The sequence below is a fragment of the Dactylosporangium sp. CA-092794 genome (genome assembly GCF_050948465.1).
Taxonomy (GTDB): domain Bacteria; phylum Actinomycetota; class Actinomycetes; order Mycobacteriales; family Micromonosporaceae; genus Dactylosporangium.
Genome location: NZ_CP192044.1, coordinates 6,391,613 through 6,413,808, shown reverse-complemented (window position 1 = coordinate 6,413,808; position 22,196 = coordinate 6,391,613). Strand labels below are relative to the sequence as shown.

Annotated in this window: 11 protein-coding genes; 10 read left to right on the top strand and 1 reads right to left on the bottom strand. The window is 74.8% G+C overall.

Annotation, left to right across the window (positions count from 1 at the left end):
• Positions 1-66 precede the first annotated feature (66 nt).
• The 9 genes from ACQPXD_RS27065 to ACQPXD_RS27025 are packed head-to-tail and all read left to right on the top strand — an operon-like array spanning position 67 to position 12,094.
• On the top strand, positions 67-1,284 hold the full coding sequence (locus ACQPXD_RS27065) for an LLM class flavin-dependent oxidoreductase (RefSeq protein WP_432843351.1): 1,218 nt from the start codon (positions 67-69) through the stop codon (positions 1,282-1,284).
• A complete protein-coding gene (locus tag ACQPXD_RS27060) occupies positions 1,281-2,471 on the top strand; it encodes an acyl-CoA dehydrogenase family protein (protein ID WP_432843349.1) in 1,191 nt (396 codons plus the stop codon). Before ACQPXD_RS27065 ends, ACQPXD_RS27060 begins: the two co-directional genes overlap by 4 nt.
• A gap of 26 nt (positions 2,472-2,497) precedes the next feature.
• Positions 2,498-4,138: an ABC transporter substrate-binding protein gene (locus ACQPXD_RS27055; RefSeq protein ID WP_432843347.1), complete on the top strand. Its 1,641-nt coding sequence runs from the start codon at positions 2,498-2,500 to the stop codon at positions 4,136-4,138.
• 1 nt (position 4,139) lies between these two features.
• On the top strand, positions 4,140-5,105 hold the full coding sequence (locus ACQPXD_RS27050) for an ABC transporter permease (RefSeq protein WP_432843345.1): 966 nt from the start codon (positions 4,140-4,142) through the stop codon (positions 5,103-5,105).
• On the top strand, positions 5,102-5,905 hold the full coding sequence (locus ACQPXD_RS27045) for an ABC transporter permease (RefSeq protein WP_432843343.1): 804 nt from the start codon (positions 5,102-5,104) through the stop codon (positions 5,903-5,905). The genes ACQPXD_RS27050 and ACQPXD_RS27045 overlap by 4 nt, the downstream gene beginning before the upstream one ends.
• Positions 5,902-7,539: a dipeptide ABC transporter ATP-binding protein gene (locus ACQPXD_RS27040; protein ID WP_432843341.1), complete on the top strand. Its 1,638-nt coding sequence runs from the start codon at positions 5,902-5,904 to the stop codon at positions 7,537-7,539. The genes ACQPXD_RS27045 and ACQPXD_RS27040 overlap by 4 nt, the downstream gene beginning before the upstream one ends.
• Positions 7,532-9,334 carry an ABC transporter ATP-binding protein gene (locus ACQPXD_RS27035; RefSeq protein ID WP_432843339.1) on the top strand — a complete coding sequence of 601 codons (1,803 nt, stop codon included), beginning with the start codon at positions 7,532-7,534 and terminating at the stop codon, positions 9,332-9,334. Before ACQPXD_RS27040 ends, ACQPXD_RS27035 begins: the two co-directional genes overlap by 8 nt.
• Positions 9,324-11,048, top strand: coding sequence for an ABC transporter ATP-binding protein (locus ACQPXD_RS27030; protein ID WP_432843337.1), 1,725 nt, complete (start codon positions 9,324-9,326; stop codon positions 11,046-11,048). The genes ACQPXD_RS27035 and ACQPXD_RS27030 overlap by 11 nt, the downstream gene beginning before the upstream one ends.
• Entirely contained in the window at positions 11,045-12,094 is a 1,050-nt protein-coding gene (locus ACQPXD_RS27025; protein WP_432843335.1) for an LLM class flavin-dependent oxidoreductase, read from the top strand. Before ACQPXD_RS27030 ends, ACQPXD_RS27025 begins: the two co-directional genes overlap by 4 nt.
• Positions 12,095-12,771: 677 nt before the next feature.
• Here ACQPXD_RS27025 and ACQPXD_RS27020 read toward each other — a convergent pair.
• The gene (locus ACQPXD_RS27020) at positions 12,772-14,505 is read right to left on the bottom strand and encodes a hypothetical protein (protein WP_432843333.1); all 1,734 of its coding nucleotides are present in this window, start codon (positions 14,503-14,505) and stop codon (positions 12,772-12,774) included.
• Positions 14,506-14,990: 485 nt separating this feature from the next.
• On the opposite strand from ACQPXD_RS27020, the gene ACQPXD_RS27015 reads away from it, so the two are divergent.
• Complete coding sequence (locus ACQPXD_RS27015) at positions 14,991-22,196, top strand: SDR family NAD(P)-dependent oxidoreductase (RefSeq protein WP_432843331.1); 7,206 nt, start codon at positions 14,991-14,993, stop codon at positions 22,194-22,196.

The following is a 22,196-nucleotide window of genomic DNA, read 5'->3' as shown; positions in this document are numbered from 1 at the left end:
AGACTCATAGGCATAGTAGGAGTTGCGCGGCGGGCGCCGTCAGCAACCCGCGGAGAGGAATCCAGCATGACCACAGCGCCCGTCTTCGGCCCCGCCATCCCGCCGACCGCCTCGCCGAAGGTCGAGTTCATCAGCCTGTCCCACCTCAACCCGTCCACCGAGCTCGAGCCGATCCCCACCCGCGGCATCGACCTGGCGTACTTCCGCCGCTACGTGCGCTCGCTGGAGGACAGCGGCTACGACTACACGCTGCTGCCCTACGGCTCCGGCAGCGCCGACTCGTTCGTCGTGGCCAGCGCCGTGGGCCAGCTGACCGAGCGGATCCGCCCGATCGTCGCGCTGCGGCCCAATACCACGTTCCCGACCGTCGGTGCGCAGAAGCTCGCCACGCTCGACCAGCTCACCGAGGGCCGGGCGGTGGTCCACCTGATCTCCGGCGGCAGCGACGCCGAGCAGGCCCGCCAGGGCGACTACCTGCCCAAGGAGCGCCGCTACGCGCGCACGTCGGAGTACGTCGACATCCTGCGCCGCGCCTGGACCGAGCCGGCGCCGTTCAGCCACGACGGCGAGTTCTACAAGTTCGACGAGTTCGGGCCCGGCTTCGCGCCCTACGACACGCCCATCCCCATCTCCATCGGCGGGCAGTCCGACGAGGCGTTCGCCGTCGGCGGGGCCAAGGCCGACATCTTCAGCTTCTGGGGCGAGCCGCTGTCCGACCTGCGCTCCGAGATCGACCGGGTGCACGGGATCGCCCGGGCGGCCGGGCGGACCACGCTGCCGCGCATCTGGGTGACCTTCCGCCCGATCATCGCCCAGACCGACGAGCTGGCCTGGGAGAAGGCGCACCGCTACGCGACCCGCATCGCCGACACGTTCGCCAAGGCGGGCCTGGCCGGACAGCGCTTCCGGCAGGGCACGCCGCAGAACGTCGGCTCGCAGCGGGCCCTCGCCTTCGCCGACCGGGCCGAGCTCTACGACCGGGCGCTGTGGACGCGTACCGCCGCGGTGACCAACGCCGCCGGCGCGTCCACGGCGCTGGTCGGCTCCCCGGAGACGGTGGCCGCCGCGATCCTCGACTACATCGACCAGGGCGCCTCGCTGGTGTCGATCCGCGGCTACGACACGCTCGCCGACGCCGTCGACTACGGCCGGTACATCCTGCCGCTGGTCCGCCAGGAGCTGGCCCACCGCGAGCGGACCGGGCAGCGCGGCACCCTGCAGGCCGAGCACCCCGGCAACTACGCACCGCAGTACGCCCAGCTCGCCACGGCGGGCCGCTCGTGACCAGCACCGACGCCCCCGCGCACACCTTCGCCGCGCCGGACCTGTCCGACGCGGCGCTGGCCGAGGTCACCGCCCAGGTCGCCGAGTACGCCGGCGACTACGACCGCAGCGGCGACCTGCCCTGGCCGGGGATCAACGCCGCGCACCGCGCCGGGCTGCTCACCGCCACCGTGGGGCGGCAGTACGGCGGCCCCGGCGCGGGCCCGCGCGAGACCGCCCGGATCCTCACCGCGCTCGGCGCGGGCGACGCCTCGGTCGGCCTCATCGCCGCCAACCTGCTCATCACCCACGCCGGGCAGGCGGCGCACCCGACCTGGCCCGCGGCCTACTACGACGACCTGCTGCGCCGCTCGCTGGACGGCCCGGCCCTCGCCAACGCGATCCGGGCCGAGCCCGAGCTGGGCGCGCCCGCGCGGGGCGGCCTGCCGAAGACCACCGCCACCCGCACCGCCGGCGGCTGGGTGCTCAACGGCCGCAAGGCCTACGCCACCGGCGGCACCGGCCTGGCCTACCACGTGGTGTGGGCGGTCGCCGACGAGCCCGGCGGCGACCCGCAGCGGCCCCGCGTCGGCCACGTCATCGTCCCCGGCGACCTGCCCGGCATCGAGTGGATCGACACCTGGGACCACCTCGGCCTGCGCGCCTCCAACACGCACGACGTGACCTACACGGACGTGCCCGTCCCGGCCGACGCGTTCGTGGAGATCCCGCGCGGCCCCGACGGGGTCTACCGCGACCCGGCCGCGGCCGCCGGGCCGGGCAGCTTCGGCCACCCCGCCCTCTACATCGGCGTGGCCCGCGCCGCCCGGTCGGCGTTCGCCGCGTTCGCCCGGGAGCGGGTGCCCGCGGCGCTGGGCCGGCCGATCGCCCAGACCGAACGCATCCAGGCCGTCGCCGGCGAGATCGACCTGCAGGTGGTGCAGGCCGAGACGCTGCTGCACGGCGCGCTGCTGCGCGTCGAGGCCGGCGACACCTCGATCCTGCCGGAGCTGTCCGCGATCAAGGTCGCCATCGCCCGCTCGGTCATCGCCGCCACCCAGGCCGCCGTCGCGGCGCTGGGCAACCCGGGCCTGTCCCGGCACCAGCCGCTGGAGCGGTACCTGCGCGACGCGCTCTGCATTCGTGTCCACCCGCCGCAGGAGGACGCCGTCCTGCTCGCGAGCGGCCGCCGGATCCTCGGCGTCTGACGCCCGTACCCGTAAAGGACTGACATATGCGAAAGCTCCGACTCCTCACCGCCGGTGCCGCGCTGCTGGCCCTGGCCGGGTGCGGCGGCGCCGCGCCCGCCGGTGGCGGCGCCGCCGACGGCCCGCCCAAGAGCGGCGGGACGCTGAAGGTCTCGTTCTTCCCGGACAACCCGACGTTCCCGTGCATCGACCCGTTCCAGGTGTACTGGATCGAGGGCCGCACCATCATCCGCAACTTCGCCGACTCGCTCACCGACCAGGACCCGCAGACCGGCGAGATCAAGCCGTGGCTGGCCACGAGCTGGCAGATCAGCCCGGACGGGCTCACCTACACGTTCAAGCTGCGCGACGGGGTCACCTTCAGCAACGGCAAGCAGCTCGACGCCCAGGCCGTGGCCGACAACGTCAAGGGCTGGATCGACACCGTGAAGGCGACCAACGGCGCCGCCTACGGCGCCTCCTACGTGCAGGGCCTCACCGGCGCGACGGTCGTCGACCCGGCCACCGTCGAGCTGCACCTGAGCAAGCCCAACTCGTCGTTCCTGCAGGCCACCTCGACCACCAACCTGGCCATCACCGACCCGGCCGAGTTCGCCCTGACCCCGCCCGAGCGGTGCACCGGCAAGGGCGTCGTCGCCTCCGGGCCGTTCGTGCTCGACCACTACACCGCGAAGGTCGAGACGGTGCTCACCAAGCGCACCGGCTACCAGTGGGGCTCGGCGCTGTCGAAGAACCAGGGCGAGGCGTACCTCGACAAGGTCGTGTTCAACTACGTCGCCGAGGACAGCGTCCGCACCGGCAACCTGGTCAGCGGGGCGATCGACATCGCCTGGCCGCGCAACCCGTTCACGCCGCAGGACGAGCAGCTCATCACCCGGTCCGGCGACAAGGTCGAGCAGCGGGCGCTGCCCGGCGTGTCGAACACCCTGTTCGCCAACACCGCCGCCGGGCACGTGCTCAGCGACCTGCAGGTGCGCCTGGCGCTGAGCAAGGCGATCGACCGCAAGACCTACGCCACGACGGTGTTCGGCCCGAACTACCCGGTGGTCCAGGGCGCGTTCGACTCGACCACGCCCTTCTTCAAGCCGCAGACGGACAAGCTCGGCTACGACCCGGATGGCGCGGCGAAGATCCTGGACGCGGCCGGCTGGACGGTGGGCAAGGACGGGTACCGCGCCAAGGACGGCAAACAGCTCACCATCGACTACCCGGTCACCCAGTTCAGCGCCGGCTCGGAGCTGCTGCAGGCGCAGCTGAAGAAGGTCGGCATCAACCTGAGCCTGCGCACGCTCACCACCGCGCAGCAGGCCACCTACACGACCAACGGCGAGTACGACCTGACGGGCACGTACTTCACCCGGGCCGATCCGGGCGCGCTGCAGTTCATCATCAACCCGGACGTGGCGAACTCGAAGGCGCTCGCCCAGCGCTCGGCGCCGCCCGCCGACATCACCGAGATCCAAGGCCTGTTCGCCAAGGCCATCCAGACCACGGACGCGGCCCAGACCAAGCAGGCCTACGCCGACCTGCAGGACTACCTGATCGACAAGGGCGTCACGCTGCCGCTCTTCGAGCGGGTGCAGAAGGCCGGCGTGAGCAGCCACGTGCACGGCTTCGCGTTCACCTCCGAGAGCTTCCTCAAGCTCAACGACGTCTGGAAGAGCTGAGATGACCCGCTACATCGTGGGTCGCGTCGGCCAGGCGGTCGTCGTCCTGTGGGCGGCGTTCACGCTGACGTTCGCGATCCTCTACCTGTTGCCGAGCGACCCGATGCAGCTGCAGCTCGCGGCCGCCGGCATCCAGGAGGACAGCCTGACGCCCGAGCAGCTGGCCGCGATGCAGCACCGCTTCGGCCTGGACGAGCCGATCTGGGCGCAGTACTGGCACCACCTGGCGGGCCTCGTGCGCGGCGACTTCGGCACCTCGCTCAGCCAGGGGGTGCCGGTCGGGCAGCTGATCGGGCAGCGGATCGGCCAGACACTGCTGCTCAGCGCGTGCGCGGCGGTGGTGTCGCTGGTGGCCGGCTCGCTGCTGGCCTACGTCGCGACGTTCGTGCGGTTCAACCCGCTGCGGGTGCTGCTGACCCGGCTGCCGGCGCTGGGCGCGTCGTTCCCGCAGTTCTTCGTCGCCCTGTTCCTCATCCAGTTCTTCTCCTTCCAGCTCGGCTGGTTCCCGGCCACCGGGACGCAGGGGGCGGCGACGCTGGTGATGCCGGTCGCCACGATCTCGGTGCTCACCTCGTCGGTGCTGGCCCAGGTGCTCATCAAGACCTTCGACGAGACGCTGCGCCAGCCCTACGTCGCCACGGCGCGGGCCAAGGGCCTGTCCCGTTCGGCGGTACACCTGCGGCACGCCTTCCGCAACGCGGCCCTGCCGGCGATGACGATCCTCGGCGTCATCGTCGGCCTGACCGTGACCAGCTCGATCGTGGTGGAGACGGTCTTCACCCGGGAGGGCCTGGGCAACCTCGCCCAGCAGTCGGTGCTCTCCCAGGACGTGCCGGTGGTCCTGGCGGTGGTGACCCTCGCCGCGGCCGTGTTCGTGTTCGTCAACCTCGTCGTCGACCTGCTCTACCCGCTGCTGGACCCGCGGATCTCCTACACCGCCGCCCGGGTGACGGGAGACCCGCTGTGACCGCCCTCGTGCGCAAGCCGGTGTTCCTCGTCGCCGCCGTCTACGTGCTCTTCGTCGTGGTCTCGGCGTTCTTCCCGCGGCTGTTCACCTCGGCCGGGCCCTTCGACACGCACCCGGAGATCGCGGTCCTGCCGCCGAGCCCCGGCCATCCGTTCGGCACCGACAACTACGGCCGGGACCTGTGGACCCGGGTGCTCTACGGCTCGCCGCTGACCATCCGGGCGACCCTGATCGCGCTCGGCATCGCGCTGGTCGCCGGGCTGACCCTGGGCATCGTGTCCGGCTTCTTCGGCGGCCCCGCCGACGCGCTGCTGATGCGGTTCGTCGACGTGCTGCTGGCCATCCCCGGCCTGCTGCTGGCCCTGTCCATCGTCACCGCGCTGGGCTACGGCACCATCCCGGTCGCGGTGGCGGTCGGGGTCGGCATCGTGCCCGGCTTCGCCCGCACCACCCGGGCCGAGGTGTTGCGGGTCAAGACGCTGCCGTACGTCGAGGCGGCCCGGGCGGCCGGCGCGTCGTGGGGCCGGGTGCTGCTGCGGCACATCCTGCCCAACTCGTGGGGCCCGGTCGCCGTGCTCGTCGTGCTCGACGGCGGCGTGGCCATCATCGCCATCGCGTCGCTGTCCTTCCTCGGCTTCGGCGCGGCGCCGCCGGCCGCCGAGTGGGGCACGCTGATCGCCGACGGCCGCAACTACCTGGTGACCGCGTGGTGGCTGAGCCTGCTGCCCGGCCTGTTCGTCGCGCTGCTCGTGCTCAGCCTGAACCACATCTCCAAAACCCTGCAGGAGCTGACCCGATGACGGCCGTTCCACTCGTCGATATCCGCGGGCTCGACATCGGGTACACCCGCAACCGGAAGAACCATCCGGCGGTGATCGGCCTCGACCTCACCGTCAACCCGGCCGAGGTCGTCGCGATCGTCGGCGAGTCCGGCTCGGGCAAGACCACCACCGCCAACGCGATCATCGGCCTGCTGCCGCCGAACGGGCGGATCACCGCCGGCTCGGCGCTGGTCGGCGGCGTGCAGATCGCCCGGGCCCGGGAGCGCACGCTGCGCCGGCTGCGCGGGTCGGTGGTCGGGCTGATCCCGCAGGACCCGATGGTCGGGCTCAACCCCACCAAGCGCGTCGGCGCCCAGATCGCCGAGGCGGTGCGGCTGCGCGGCGTCGCCGGGCCGGCCGTGCCGGGCGAGGTCGTGGAGTACCTCGAACAGGCCGGCGTCCCCGATCCGGGGCTGCGCGCCCGGCAGTATCCGCACGAGCTGTCCGGCGGGCTGCGCCAGCGGGTGCTCATCGCGATCGCCCTGGCCGGCCGGCCCAAGCTCATCATCGCCGACGAGCCGACCAGCGCCCTCGACGTCACCGTGCAGCGGCGGATCCTCGACCACCTCGGCGGGCTGGTCCGCGAGCAGGGCATCTCGCTGCTGATCATCACCCACGACCTGGCGATCGCCGCCGATCGGGCCGACCGGGTGCTCGTGATGCGCGACGGCCGCAAGGTCGAGGAGGGCGACCCGGGCACCATCCTCACCGACCCGCGGGTCGACTACACCAGGCAGCTCATCGCCGCCGCACCGCGGCTCGCCCACGGCGGGCAGGTGGTGGCCCGCTTCGACGTGCGCGGCCAGGACACGCCGGAGCCGATCCTCACGCTGACCGACGTGAGCAAGACCTTCGCCGTCGGCGACGCGCGGCGCGGCCGGCGCGGCTTCAACGCGCTGGACGGGGTCAGCGTCACCGTGCCCCGCGGCCGCACGCACGCGCTGGTCGGCGAGTCCGGCTGCGGCAAGACCACCACCCTGCGCATCGCGCTCGGCCTCGAGCCGCCGACCGGCGGCTCGATCGTGCTCGACGGCACCGAGATCGCCGGGCGGAGCTGGAACCAGCTGCGGCCGCTGCGGCGCAAGGCCCAGCTGGTGCACCAGGACCCGTTCGCGGCGCTCGACCCGCGGTTCACGGTGCGCCAGTCGATCACCGAGCCGCTGGTCTCCTTCCGCGTCGGCGACCGCCGCTCGCGGGAGGCGCGGGCCCGGGAGCTGCTCGACCAGGTCGCGCTGCCGGCGACGTTCCTCGACCGGCTGCCCAGCGAGCTCTCCGGCGGGCAGCGGCAGCGGGTCGCCATCGCCCGGGCCCTGGCCCTGCACCCCGACCTGCTCATGCTCGACGAGCCCGTCTCCGCCCTCGACGTGCTGGTGCAGGACCAGATCCTGCGGCTGCTAGTCGAGCTGCAGGAGGCCCTCGGCCTGTCGTACCTCTTCGTCTCCCACGACCTGGCCGTCGTCGCCGAGATCTCCCACACCGTGTCGGTGATGCGCGAGGGCCGGGTCGTCGAGGTGGGGCCGGTGGCCGAGGTGTTCACCAATCCGCAGAGCCCGCACACCCGCGAGCTCATCGACGCCGTGCCCGGGCGGGCCGCGGTGCGGCTGCATGCCTGAACGGGCCCCGGCGCGGCTGCCCGACACGCGCCGGGACTCGGCGCTCGCCGCCCAGATCGCCGGCGCCCGGGCCAATCCCGGGCCGGCCTGGGTCGCCGCCCTCACCGGGCTGCTCAACGGCGCCACGATGGTGGTCGGGGCGGCCGCCGTCGGCTGGTCCACCGACCACCTCGTGGTGCCCGCGCTGTCCGGCCGGCCCGTCCCGGCCTCCGCCTGGTGGCTCAGCGCGCTGCTCATCCTGGGCATCTCGGTGATCCGGTGGGGCACCATCTTCGTGCGCGGCGTCGCCACCGGCCGGGTGCAGTACCGCGCCCAGGCCGAGACCCGCCGGGCGGTCGTGCACCGCTACCTGGAGCTCGACCCGGGCTGGCACCGCCGCCGCCCGCCCGGGCGGCTGCTGGCCCACGCCGTCTCCGACGTGGACGCGCTGTGGTCGCCGATGCAGTTCGCGTACTTCGCCTTCGGCATGGTCTTCATGCTGCTGCTCGCGCTGACCGAGCTGTTCGCCCGGGATCCCGTCCTCGGCCTGGTCGGCCTGGTCCTGGTCGGGCTGGTGCTCTCGCTCAACCTGCTCTACCAGCGGCGGCTCGCCCCGCGGGCGCGCGAGGCGCAGGCCGCCCGCGGCGTCGTCGGCGGCGTGGCGCACGAGTCGATCGAGGGCGGGCCGGTGGTGCGCAGCCTCGGCCTGGCCGACGTCGAGGACGCCCGGTTCGCGCCCGGCGTCGAGCGGCTGCGCGCCGCCGACCTGCGCATCGCCGCGGTCAGCTCGGTGTTCGACCCGCTGCTGGAGCTGCTGCCGACCGCCGCCGTGCTCGCCGTGCTGGCCGCCGGCGCGCCGCGGGTCGGCCACGGCGGGCTCACCGTCGGCGATCTCGTCGGGGTGGTGTACCTGCTGATCACCGTCTCGATCCCGCTCAACGTGATCAGCCGGTTCCTGTCCATGCTGCCCATGTCCGGCGCGGGCCGCGCCCGGGTGCACGCCGTGCTGGAGAGCCCGGCCACCCCGCCGTCCGGCGACCGCCGGCTGGCCGCGCCACGACCGCTGCGGGTCGAGCTGCGCGGCGCCGGCGTCACCCGGGACGGCCACCGGCTCCTCGACGACGCGCACCTCGTCCTGGAGCCGGGCACGGTCACCGTCGTCGTCGGTGCCGTCGGCGCCGGCAAGACCACCCTGCTCGACCTGGCCGGCGGGCAGGACCACCCGAGCGACGGCGCGGTGCTCCTCGACGGCGTCGACGCGCGCGACCTGGCCCCGGGCGCCGTGGCCGAGCACGTCGCCGTCGTGTCGCAGAGCTCGTTCCTGTTCGCCGAGTCCGTCCGCGACAACCTGACCCTGTCCGGGCATCCGCGGCGGCACCGGCAGTACACCGAAGCGGAGCTCTGGCACGCCCTGCGCGTCGCCGCCGCCGACGAGATCGTGCGCGGCCTGCCCGCCGGGCTCGACACCGTCGTCGGCGAGCGCGGCGCCACCCTCTCCGGCGGCCAGCGGCAGCGGATCTGCCTGGCCCGGGCGATCCTGCGCGAGCCGCGGCTGCTCGTGCTCGACGACGCCATGTCGGCGCTCGACCCGCGCGTCGAGCGCCAGGTGCTCGCCGGGCTGGCCGCGCTGACCGCCGCGCCGGACGGCCCGACCGTGCTGCTGACCACCAGCCGCCCCGGCGCGATCGCCCTCGCCGACCGGGTGGTGCTGCTGCGCGCCGGCCGGATCGCCGCCACCGGAACGCATGCCGAACTGCTGGGCACCGCGGAGTACCACCGGATCGTGACCGCCTACGACCACTCCCATGTCGGCTGAACCGTTCCTGCGGGAGCTGCGCCGCGGCCTGCCGCTCACCGCCGGGCTCGCCCTGCTCGCCGGCGCCGGCCGGATCATCGCGCCGCTGACCGTGCAGCACGCGGTCGACGCCGGCCTGGCCCCGGGCGTGGTCGCCCGTTCGGTCGCGGTCGGCGCCGCCGCCGTGCTGGTCGCCGGCGCGGCCTCGGTGCTGCTGAACCGGCGGCTGCACGAGCGGGTCGAGGGCGCCATCGCCGGGCTGCGCCGGGCCGGCCTGCGCCGCGTCCACGACATGGCGGCGAGCACCTTCGACCGGCGGCCGAGCGCCGACCTGACCGCCCGGCTGACCAGCGACCTCGACCAGGTGACGACGTTCCTGCAGGGCGGCGGCGTGCAGCTGCTCACCAACGCCGCCCAGCTGGTCATCGCCACCGCGGTCATGCTCGCCTACAGCGCTGCGCTCGCCGTGCCGGTGCTCGTCCTCGCCGCGGTCGCCTCCGGCGCCATGCTGGGCATCCAGCGGGTCATCGCGCGACGGTACGACCGGGCCCGCGGCGATCTCTCCCTCCTGCAGAGCGCGGTGACGGAGGCCGTGCTCGGCGCCCCGGTGATCCGCGCCACCGGCACCCACGCGCGGGCCCGGGCCCGGCTCGACACGGCCGTCGACCGGGCCCGGGACAGCCTCGTGCGCACCCTCGTGCCGCTGCACGCCAACGCCTCCCTCGGCGAGCTCGCGATCTCCACGATGACCGTGGCGGTGCTGCTCGGCGGCGTCTGGTGGGCCCTGTCCGGCGACCCGGCGCACCCGCGGCTGAGCGCCGGCGAGGTGGTCGCGATGGTGTTCCTGGTCGGCTTCTTCGTCCGCCCGCTGCAGTTCCTGGTGCAGAGCCTCGGCGAGGCGCAGAACGCGCTCAGCGGCGCCCGGCGCGCGTCCGCGCTGCTCGCCATCCCCAGCGCCGAGGTCCGCGACGGCGTCCCGCTGCCGCCCGGCCCGGTCGGGGTGTGCGTGCGGGGCGTGTCCGCCCGCTACGGCGACGGCCCGCTCGTGCTGCACGACGTGACGGCGCGCATCGCACCCGGCGAGCACGTCGCGGTCGTCGGCCGCACCGGCTCGGGCAAGTCCACGTTCGCGAAGCTGCTCACCCGCCGCCTGGAGCCGGCCGGCGGCACGATCACACTGAGCGGCATCCCGCTCGACCGGCTGGCCGGCGCGTCGCTGCCCGGCCGGGTGGTGATCGTCCCGCAGGATCCGTTCCTGTTCGACGGTACCGTCGGGCAGAACGTTCGGCTCGGCTCGCCCGGCGCCAGCGACGACGACGCGCTGCGCATCCTGCACGAGCTCGGCCTGCGCGACTGGTTCGCCACCCTGCCCGAGGGCCTTTCCACCCCGGTCGGACTGCGCGGCGAACGGCTCTCGGCCGGCGAGCGGCAGCTGGTCGCGCTGGCCCGCACGGCGCTGGTCGACCCCGACCTGGTGGTGCTCGACGAGGCCACGTCCGGCATCGACCCGGCCACCGACGTGGCGGTGCAGCGCGCCCTGGCCGTGCTGACCCGCGACCGCACCACCGTCTCCATCGCCCACCGGATGATCACCGCCGCGACCGCGGACCGGGTGCTCGTCTTCGCCGACGGCCGGCTGGTGCAGTCCGGCCACCACACCGAGCTCGCCCGCGAGCCCGGCCACTACGCCGGACTCGTCGCCGCCTGGGACGCACCCACCGGAGGACCGCCATGACCGTGCAACGCCTGGGCTTCAACACCCGCGTCTCGTTCCCGACCGGCGAGGCCGCCCGCGGCCTGCGCGAGGGCATCGAGCTGTTCCGCGCCGCCGAGGAGCTGGGCTACCAGTCCGGGTGGGCGTACCAGCGCCACTTCGACAACTACCTGTCCTCGCCGATTCCCTTCTTCGCCGCGGCCGGCCAGCACACCACCCGGATCACCCTCGGCAGCGCGGTCCTGCCGGCCCGCTACCAGGAGCCGATCCTGCTCGCCGAGGCCGCCTGCACCGCCGACCTGCTGATCGGGGGCCGGCTGCAGCTGGCCTTCTCCAGCGGTACCGACGTCTGGGACGCGGTCTTCGGCGCCGTGGCCACCGACGCCCGCACCGAGGGCCAGCGCCGCCTGGCCCGGTTCCTCTCCGCCGTCGCGGGCGAGCCCGTCCACACCGTCACCGACCCCCGCCCGGCCGGCGGCCCACCGGCCGGCACGCAGCTGCGGGTCACCCCGCCCAGCCCCGGCCTGCGCTCGCGCATCTGGTACGGCTCGGGCAGCATCGCCTCGGCGGTGACCGCGGCCGGGCAGGGCCTGCGCCTCATCACCGGCACCATCCTGCACGACGTGCCACCCGGGGAGACCTTCCCGGAGCACCAGGCCCGCCTGGTCGCCGCCTACCGCGCCGCCTGGACGGCCGCGCACGCGACGCCACCGCCCCCGGTCGCGGTCGCCGCCTCGGTCCTGCCCGCCACGACGGCGGCGCTGCGCGAGACCTACGCCGCCTACGACCTGGAGCGGCGCACCCACGGCCCGGCCGCGTCCCGCCCCCGCGGCGCCCTGGAGCCGGCCCTGTCGGCCGCCCTGCCCGCCGGCATGGTGATGAGCCCGGTCTACCACGGCGAACCGGACGAGGTGGCGAAGGCGGTCCTGGCCGACCCGGGCCTGTCGGCCGCGGACGAACTGGTGCTGTTCCTGCCCCCGGCCTTCGGCCTGGCCGAGAACGTCCGCCTGCTCAGCGACCTGGCCCGGACCGTCGCCCCGGCCTTGGACTGGTCCCCCGCCACCTGACCGCGCGCTTGCCGCTACCGTCGCGCCGATGCCGGCCACGTTCCCGTCGCACGGCGCCGTCCTGCCGCTGAAGCCTGTGGCGGCCCGACCTTTTCGACGGCGTCGCGCTGGTGATCGGGGCCGCGGCGCCGGACCTGCCGTACACCTACGGGCGGCGCGACGGCCGCGGCCAGTTGTGCGCGGTGGGTGATGGCGCAGCGGTAGCGACGCGGCGCGCGGTGGGTGAGGGCCCCGGGGTGATGGCGTGCCGCCCAGCGGGGTCCGGGTGGGGCGCGGCGCCGCGCCCGGGGCAGCGCGGCGGGGCGGACGGTGCGGATGTCGCACCCGTCGGGCGCACTCTTCGATCTGCGCGGGGCGGGGCGGACGTATGTCTCCGTGATCATGATGCCCGCGGTGGCCGCACCACGGGTTTGCCATGATCCCGGAACCTTTCGGTACACAGGGGTACATCAGCGCTCCGTGATCATGAAAAACCGTTGGTGTCGGCGGCGGGTGCGGCATGATCGCGGAGACTTCCGGTCGCCGCGCCGCGCTCCGCGGACCGCCGGCGTGGCGCTGGCCGCGGTGCTGTCGGCGGCGTGGATCGTGGGCATGAAGACCGGCGTTTCCGTGTCGACGGCCGCGGCCGCACCACCCCGGCGCCCGTTGGGGCGGGGTGGTGGGCCGGTGCCGCTCGATCAGTCGGTGTCGTCGGTCTGCGCCGTGACGCCGGTGGCGGTCTGCAGGCGGATCAGCTGCCAGCCGCCCTCCGGGACGTCGTCACTGGTGTTGGTGCGCAGGTTCATCGGGTTGGCCATGCCGAGGTAGACGGCCGACCCATCGGTCACCATGTTGCGGATGCCGTAGTTGAGGTAGTTGCCGATCCCGGTCGTGTCCACCGCTTTGGCCGCTCCGTCCGGGCTGTCGAACGCCCACAGGTCGGCGCCGAACGTCGACTTGTCCGGGGTGCCGAGGGCGGCGCGGAGCCCGGGGATTGCCGCCGGCGGCGTGTACTGGCTGATCTCGCCCCAGTCCATCGTGCCGACGTAGAGCGAACCGCCGGCGACCACCATCGACCACGTGTAGTTGTTGTAGGTGTTGCCGAACCCGGACGCGCCGTACTTGGGCTGGTAGCTGGTCGAGGCGAGCGCCCACGTGCCCGCCTTCGCGTCGTAGACGGGCAGCGCCGACTCACCGTAGAGCAGCTCGACCGAAGGGCTGCCCCCGTCGAGGCCGCCGGCGCGGAAGATGCTCGCCGTGCGCTGGGTGTTCTTCACCGCGAGCGCGCCCTGCTGGTCGTTCGCCGGCTTGTACTTGCGCACCATCGCCGCCGTGGCCTGCAGCGGCACGTGCATCGTTCCCCAGTACAGGTAGTCGCCGTAGGAGGCGAGCGCGCCGAGGCCGTAGGTCGAGGCGACGACGGGGTCGGGCTCGTACTGGTTGACGTTCCACACCTGCCGCCAGCCCGTGGTGTCGTCGCGGTTCAGCCCGGGCCGGCCGTCCGCCAGCGGCGGGCTCGCCCAGACGCCGGCCGCGGTCCACGTGGTGGTACCGCCGGCGCTGGGCCACGTGGTGACGTAGATCCGGTCCTGGTGCACGACAAGATCGGCGACCTGCGACGGCAGGGCGCCCACCACCGTGTACGCGAACGGGTTGGCCGTGCGGCCGGTGAAGCGCAGCACCGCTCCCCCGGCGTCGCCCTGCGGGCCGATGCCGACGCCGGCGTAGAGCGCGCCGTCGGCCACGACGAAGTGCCGGATGTTGCCGTACTCCGGGATGGTGGTCGAGCCGAGGTACCGGCCGGACTCGCTGTCGAAGGCGAAGAGGTTGATGCCGATCAGGCCCGGACCGCCGAGCAGCACGACCCCGTTGTTCGAGCCGGCGGCGCGCATGCCGACGGTCGTCTCGAGCCGCTGCCCGTCGGTGCTGGACCGCCCGGTGATGTCACCGGTCTTGTCCGTCAGCTGCCCCGCCGAGGTGTCGTAGAGGTACACCTTCGGCGGGCGCCAGTCACCCAGCTGCGCCGGAAAGCCGCCCAGCTGCTTGGCCAGCTGGCTGGAGCCGTACTCGCACACGTAGTCGTCGTTCTGGGTCGGCTGAGTCTGCGCGAGGCTCGTGCCCAGGGTCAGGCACTGGACGTTGGCGCCCGTGCCGAACCAGATCCGGTCGTCCGATCTGGTCAGCCCCCACACGTAGGACTGGTTGACCTTCGGCGTGCCGGTCCCGCACGGCGGCCCCGACGGGTACGGCTGTCCCACCCCGGCAAAGCACTCGTCGGGTGCGGCCTGCGCCAAAAGTTGCGCTCCGGTGGCCGCCTTCGCCGGTTCGGCTCGGACGGCACCCTCGGCGGCCGGCGCGGCCAGGAGCGACTGGGTGGCCGCCAGGACGGCGATCGGTAGCAGAGATCGGGCGAAGAACCGGATCCTGTGCATGCTTGTCCTTCCATCAGGTACGGGGTCCGGCGACGGCACGTCGCACAGACCTTGAGAAAGCAAGAAATCAGGGATCTTGCGGATCGCGGGCACGGTGAAGAGAGCGATGTCCGCACCCCGGGTCGAGCGGCGGCGAAGCCTGCCGCGCACACGCACTACAGCGTTTGCGAGTCAGCCCGAGGCATCTACAACGAGGTTTGTATCAGACCATCGACATGTGAACCGGGCGATCCGCAAAGAGAGTTCTGAATAACCGGGGACAACTCGACGACCGTGTTATACGAATGATGTGTCCCGGCCGCAGCGTGCTGGAAGATGCCGGGGACGAGCCGGTTTGCGGACGCCGGCGGCAAAACACGAAACGTGAGGCCGGACGGCCTGGCAGTTCGCATTGGCGCGACAACACTCAGCCGACTCGGCGCGCACGGCAGCGCCGTGCGCGTTCCCACGCCTGCGCACGCCCGAAACCGATCGACGGGAGTCTTGTGAGTACAGCATTCGGCAGCATCAATCTCGTCATTGCCGTCAATCCGTGTGGCACGGTGGAGCCGAGCCCGCGCGTCGTGGCGGCGGCGGCCGCCGGCGGCGGGATCGGCGTCCTCGACCTGGCCGAGGGTGACCGCCGGGCGCTGCGGGCGCTGGAGCGGGCGGCGGCGTGGTCGGGCGGGCCGATCGGGGTGCGGGTGCCCGCGGGCTGTACCGCCACGCCGGCCGACGTGGAGCGCGCCGCGCCCGGCCGGGTCACCCTGGTGGTGCTGCCGGCCGGCGGCGGGTGGCCGCTGCGTGAGGCGGCCGAGCGGTACCGGGTGCTGGTGGAGGTGAACAGTCAGGCGCAGGCGCGGGCGGCGGCCGCGGCCGGCGCGCACGGGCTGATCGCGCGCGGCTCGGAGGCCGGCGGGCGGACCGGCGAGCTGAGCTCGTTCGTACTGCTGCAGCAACTGCTGGCCGACGCGGGACTGGATCTGCCGGTATGGGTGGCCGGCGGCATCGGGCCGCGCACCGCCGCCGCCTGCGTGGTCGGCGGTGCGGCCGGCGTGGTCCTGGACAGCCAGCTCGCGCTCATGCCCGAGTCGGATCTGCCCGACGACGTGCGGGCCGCGATCGCCCGGATGGACGGCTCGGAGACGGTGCTGCGCGACGGCGTGCGGGGCCTGCTCCGCGACGGCGGCGCCGAGCTGCTGCCGGTCGGCCAGGACGGCTGGCTGGCCGCGGTGTTCCGGCAGCGCTGGGGGAACACGACCCGGGCGGTGCGCGGCGTCCGCGCCGCGATCGAGGCGGCGGCCACGGATGCGGCGGCGGGTGAGGCGCTGGCGCCGGACGCGCCGCTGGCGCGGGCGCTGGGCGTGCGGATCCCGGTGGCGCAGGGGCCGATGACGCGGGTCAGCGACGTGGCCGGATTCGCCGGCGCGGTCGCCGAGGACGGCGCGTTGCCGTTCATCGCGCTCGCGCTGGCCACCGGCGACCAGTCCCGGCACCTGCTGCGCGAGGCCGCGCGGCAGCTGGGCGAGCGCCCGTGGGGGGTCGGCGTGCTCGGCTTCGCGCCGGAGGAGGTGCGCGCGGCGCAGCTCGAGGCGGTGCTGGAGGTCCGGCCGCCGGTTGTGATCATCGCCGGCGGCCGGCCGGCACAGGCGAAGGCCCTCGAGGCCGACGGCCTCGCCGCGTTCCTGCACGTGCCGTCGCCCGGGCTGCTGCGGCAGTTCCTGCGGGCCGGGGCGCGGCGGTTCGTGTTCGAGGGCGCCGAGTGCGGCGGGCACGTCGGGCCGCGCACGAGCTTTCCACTGTGGGAGGCGCAGGCCGTCGCCCTGGAGGAGTTCCTCGACGACGCGCCGGCCGGCACCGCCGAGCAGGTGCAGATCTTCTTCGCCGGCGGCATCCACGACGCGCGGTCGGCGGCCATGGTGGCGGCGATGGCGGGTCCGCTGACCCGCCGCGGCGTGCGGATCGGGGTGCTGATGGGCACCGCGTACCTGTTCACCCGCGAGGCGGTCGAACGCGGCGCCATCAAGCCGCTGTTCCAGCGCGAGGTGCTCGGCGCGACGGGCACGGCGCTGCTGGAGACGGCGCCGGGGCACGTGACCCGCTGCCTGCACACGCCGTACGTCGACGACTTCCACCGGATGCGCCGGCAGCTCGACGCGGCCGGGGTGTCCGGCCGGCAGGTGTGGGAACAGCTGGAGACGCTCAACGTCGGCCGGCTGCGGATCGCCAGCAAGGGCAAGCGGCGCGAGGACGGCGCGCTGGTCGACGTCGACGAGGCGGGCCAGCGCGCCGAGGGCATGTTCATGGCCGGCCAGGTCGCCGTGCTGCGCGACGCGCCGACCACCGTGGCCGCCCTGCACGCCGGCGTGACCGTCGCGGCGGGGCGGTTCCACGCCGAGCGGATCGCCGCGCTGGCCGCGGCGCCCGGCCCGGACACCGCGGCGGCCGGGCCGCGGCCGGCGCCGCTGGACGTGGCCGTCGTCGGCATGGCGTGCGTCTTCCCCGGCTCGCCGGACCTGGCCGCCTTCTGGCAGACGATCCTCGGCGCCCGCGACGCGGTCACCGAGGTCCCCGCAGAGCGCTGGGCGGCCGACGCGTACTACGCGCCGGAGGTGGAGCCGGGGCAGTCCGGGCGGATCAGCGTGTCGAAGTGGGGCGGCTTCATCCCGCCGGTACCGTTCGACGCGATCGGGCTGGGCGTCCCGCCGGCCGCGCTGGCCAGCATCGACCCGGCCCAGCTGCTGGCGTTGGACGTGGCGCGGCAGGCGCTGGCCGACGCCGGCTACCACCACGGCGCGCCCGGGGCCGACCACTCCCGGACCGGGGTCGTGTTCGGCGCCGAGGCCGGCAGCGACCTGGGCAACGCGAAGGTGCTCCGCACGACGCTGCCCGCCTACCTGGGCGAGATACCGGCCGAGCTCGCGCAGCAGCTGCCCGCGATCACCGAGGACTCGTTCCCGGGCGTGCTGGCGAACGTGATCTCGGGGCGGGTGGCGAACCGGCTGGATCTCGGCGGGCCGAACTTCGCCGTCGACGCCGCCTGCGCGTCCTCGCTGGCCGCGCTGGACGCCGCCTGCAAGGAGCTCGCCGCGGGCGGCAGCGACCTGATGGTCTGCGGCGCGGTGGACCTGCACAACGGCATCCACGACTACATCATGTTCAGCTCGGCGCACGCGCTGTCGCCGACCGGGCGGTGCCGCACCTTCGACTCCACCGGCGACGGGATCGCGCTGGGCGAGGGGGTCGCGTGCGTCGTGCTCAAGCGGCTGGCCGACGCGCGCCGGGACGGCGACCGCGTCTACGCGGTGATCAAGGGCGTGGGCGCGGCCAGCGACGGGCGGGCGCTGGGGCTGACCGCGCCGCGGGCCGAGGGGCAGCGCCGGGCGCTGGACCGGGCGTACGCGCAGAGCGGCGTCTCGCCGCGGGAGGTCGGCCTGCTGGAGGCGCACGGCACCGGCACGGTGGTCGGCGACCGCACCGAGCTGGAGACGCTGACCCGGCTCTTCGCCGACGCCGGTGCCCGGCCGGGCGGCTGCGCGCTGGGCTCGGTCAAGTCGCAGATCGGGCACACCAAGTGCGCCGCCGGCCTCGCCGGGGTGATCAAGTCCGCGCTGGCGCTGTACACCGGCGTGCGCCCGCCGACGATCAACCTGAACCGCCCGAACCCGGCCTGGGACGCGCAGACCAGCCCGTTCGCCTTCGCCACCGCGGCCCGCCCCTGGGCGGCGCCGGCCGAGCGGCGCATCGCCGGGGTCAGCGCGTTCGGCTTCGGCGGCACCAACTACCACGTGGTGCTCGCCGCGGACCCGCGCACCCCGGAGCCGCGCCACGCCCGCGACGAGTGGCCGGCCGAGCTGTTCTGCTTCCGCGGCCGGGACCAGCCGGCCGCGCACGCAGCGGCGGGCCGGCTCGCCGACCTGCTGCGCGGCACCGACCGCTACGGCCGGCCGTGGCGGCTGCGCGACCTGGCGGCCACCGCCGCCGCCCAGGCCGACGAGCGCTCCGGCCCGGTCCGGCTCGCGATCGTCGCCCGCGACGTCGCCGAGCTCGACCGGCTGCTCCGCCGCGCGCTCGCCGGGGAGCACGACCCCGAGCAGGGGCTGATCCAGCCGCCACCGGGCGCCGCCGACGGGAAGCTGGCGCTGCTCTTCCCGGGCCAGGGCAGCCAGCGCCCGGGCGCCCTGGCCGAACTGTTCGTCGCGTTTCCCGAGCTGCGGGAGTACCTCGAGCTCGGGCCGGAGCACGCGGACCTGCTGTTCCCGCCCGCCGCCTTCGACGCGGCCACCGAGCGCGAGCAGCAACGGCGCCTCCGCGACACCCGGGTGGCCCAGCCCGTCCTCGGCATCGGCGGGCTCGCCGTGGCCCACCTCCTCGGCCGGCTCGGCGTGCGGCCCGAGGTCACCGCCGGGCACAGCTACGGCGAGCTCGTCGCGCTGTGCGTGGCCGGCGCCTACGACCCGCCGGCGCTGCTGCGGCTCAGCCGGGAGCGCGCCGAGGCGATCCTCGGCGCCGCCGGCGACGACCCGGGCACCATGGCCGCGGTCAGCGCCACCGCCGGGCAGGTCACCGCGGTCCTGGACGGCGCCGGCCTCACCGGCCGGGTGGTCCTCGCCAACCGGAACTCCCCCGCGCAGCAGGTGCTCTCCGGCGGTACCCCCGACATGCGGGCGGCGATCGCGGCGCTGCAGGCCGCCGGTCTGACCACGCACCGGCTCGACGTCGCCTGCGCCTTCCACAGCCCGCTCGTCGCCGGCGCGGTGGACCGCTTCGCGGAGGTGCTCGCCGCGCAGCCGGTGGCGGCACCGGAGGTCGAGGTGTGGTCGAACCGGACCGCCGCGGCCTATCCCGCGACCGCCGGCGAGGTCCGGCACGAGCTCGCCGCCCAGATCGGCGCGCCGGTCCGCTTCGCCGAGCAGATCGAGGCCATGTACGCCGCCGGCGTGCGGACCTTCGTCGAGACCGGCCCCGGCCAGGTGCTCACCCGCCTCGTGGGGGCCGTCCTCGGCGACCGGCCGCACCTCGCCGTGGCCTGCGACCGGGGCACCGGCGAGGGACTGCGCGACCTGCTCACCGCGGTCGCGCAGCTGGCCTGCGCCGGCGCACCGGTGCGGACGGGCTGGCTGTTCCACGACCGCGACCACGCCGAGGCCACCGCGGCCGGCCCCGACGACCGTCCCTTCTGGACGGTCGACGGCCAGCTGGTCCGGGACCGCGACGGCAACTGCATCCCCGGCGGGCTGAGACCCCCACGACCCATCAAGGAGCTGTCCATGACCGCTACGACCAAGCCCCCCGCCGACGGCCACGACAACCGCAACGGGCGGCGTGGCCAGGACGAACTGGTCGCCGAGGTCCTGCGGACCAACCGCGAGATCATCGCCTCGCAACGCGAGATCATGCTCGCCTACCTCGGCCACACCCCGGCCGAGCGGCCACCCCTGCCGCTGCCGGTGCCGCCCCCGACCAGCCCGACCAGCCCGACCAGCCCGGCCGTGCCGGCCCCGGTCAGCCCGGCCGTGCCGGCCCCGACGAGCCCGGCGGTGCCAACCCCGGCCGGCCCGCCGGTGCCCGCCCCGCCCGCACCGGTGCCGGTACCGTCGAGCACAGGACCGTCGGCCAGGCTCGATTTCGAGGGTGCGGTGCTGGCGGTGCTCAGCGACCGCACCGGCTACCCGGTCGACCTGATCGACCTCGATCTCGACCTGGAGGCCGACCTCAGCATCGACTCCATCAAGCGGGCCGAGGTGGCCGGCGACGTCGCGGCCCGGCTCGGCCTGACCGCCGACGGCGACGACACCGAGCTCGAGGAACTCGTCAAGGCCCGCACCGTCCGCGCGATGGTCGGCTGGCTCACCACCCGGACCGACGACGGCCGCACGCCCGCGACCACCACGGTGAGCGCCACGCTGACGGTGGAGGCGCCGAAGCTCGACTTCCGGGGTGCGGTGCTGGCGGTACTGAGCGAGCGGACGGGCTATCCCGTCGACCTGATCGACTTCGACCTGGACCTGGAGGCCGACCTCAGCATCGACTCCATCAAGCGGGCCGAGGTGGCCGGCGACGTCGCGGCCCGCCTCGGCCTGACCGCCGACGGCGACGACACCGAGCTCGAGGAGCTCGTCAAGGCCCGCACCGTCCGCGCGATGGTGAACTGGCTCGCCGCGCGGCTCAGCGACGCGCTGACGCCGCCGGTGGCGGAGCCGGCGTCGATTCCCACGCAGAGCCGGACCGAGGCCGCGGTGGGCGGCGACGCGCCGCCGGGGGTCGCGCCGGCGCGCCTGCTCCCCGCCCTGGTAGCCGCCGCCGACCCGCCGGCCCGGCCCGCGACCGCGCTCGCGGGCGCGACGCTGCTGGTCACCGGGGCCGGCCCGGTCGCCGCGCAGGTGGCCGAGCTGCTGCACCGTGCCGGGGCCACCGTGCGCACCGGCACGGTGGCCGAGCCCGGCGCCGTCGAGGGGGTCGACGGGCTCGTCCTGCTCGACGGGCTGGCCGGCGGACCGGCGCCGCTGCTGCCGGGGGCGTTCGGGCTGATCCAGCGGGTCCTGGCCGGCGGGCCGCGCCACGTGCTGGCGGCCACCGACACGAGCGCCGCCGCCGACGGGCTGCGCGGCCTGTTCCGCACCATGGCCCTGGAGTACCCGTCGACCGCCGTGCGGCTGGCCGTCGTGGACGATGCCGAACCCGCGGACCGGCTCGCCCGGCAGATCGTCGACGAGCTCCTGGCCGCGGACGGCGCGCCGGTGGTCCACCGCGACGGCGGCGCGCGGCGCGCCTACCGGCTGGCGCCGGCGAGCCTCGGCCCGCTCGCGGCCGGCGGTGCCGGCCCGGCCGGGGACGGCGTGGCCGAGGCCCGCGCGATCGGCCTGGACCGCGACTCCGTCGTGGTGCTGGTGGGCGGCGCGCGGGGCATCACCGCGTGGTTCGCCCGGGCCCTCGCCGCGGCCGCCGGATGCCGCATCGAGCTGATCGGCCGGACCCCGCTGCCGGACGGACCGGAGGACCCGGCGCTCGCCTCGGCCACCGACGCGGTCGCGCTGCGCGCCGCGCTCGCCCGGCAGGGCAACGCCGCACCGGCGGAGATCGCCCGCACGGCGCAGGCGATCCTGGCCGGGCGGGAGGTCCGGGCCACGCTGCGGGAGCTGGGCGAGGCCGGGGCCCGGGCGCGGTACCACTGCCTCGACGTCCGCGACGCGGAGGCGACCGAGCGGCTCCTCAACGCCGTCCACGGCGAGCACGGCCGCATCGACGGGCTCGTGTACGCCGCCGGCGTGATCGAGGACAAGCTGATCACCGACAAGGATCCGGGGTCGTTCGCCCGGGTCTTCGACACCAAGGTGGCCGGCGCCCGGGCCGTCCTGGGCGCGCTGGACGGGCTGAAGGCCGCGCCGCGGTTCGTGGTGTTCTTCGGCAGCGTCACGGCCACGGACGGCAACCGCGGCCAGGCCGACTACGCGGCCGCCAACGACGCCCTGGACGCGATCGGCGCCCGCTGGGCGGCCGGCACCGGCAACCGCTGCCTGACCGTCCACTGGGGACCGTGGGCGCCGGCCGGCGGCCACGGCGGCATGGTCACCGCGGAACTGGGCCGGGAGTACGCCCGGCGCGGCATCGGGCTCATCGACCCCGAGGAGGGGGCGCTGAGCCTGCTGGGCGAGCTGGCCTGGGGCGATCCGGCGGTCACCTCGGTCGTCTACACCGCGCAGGGACGGTGA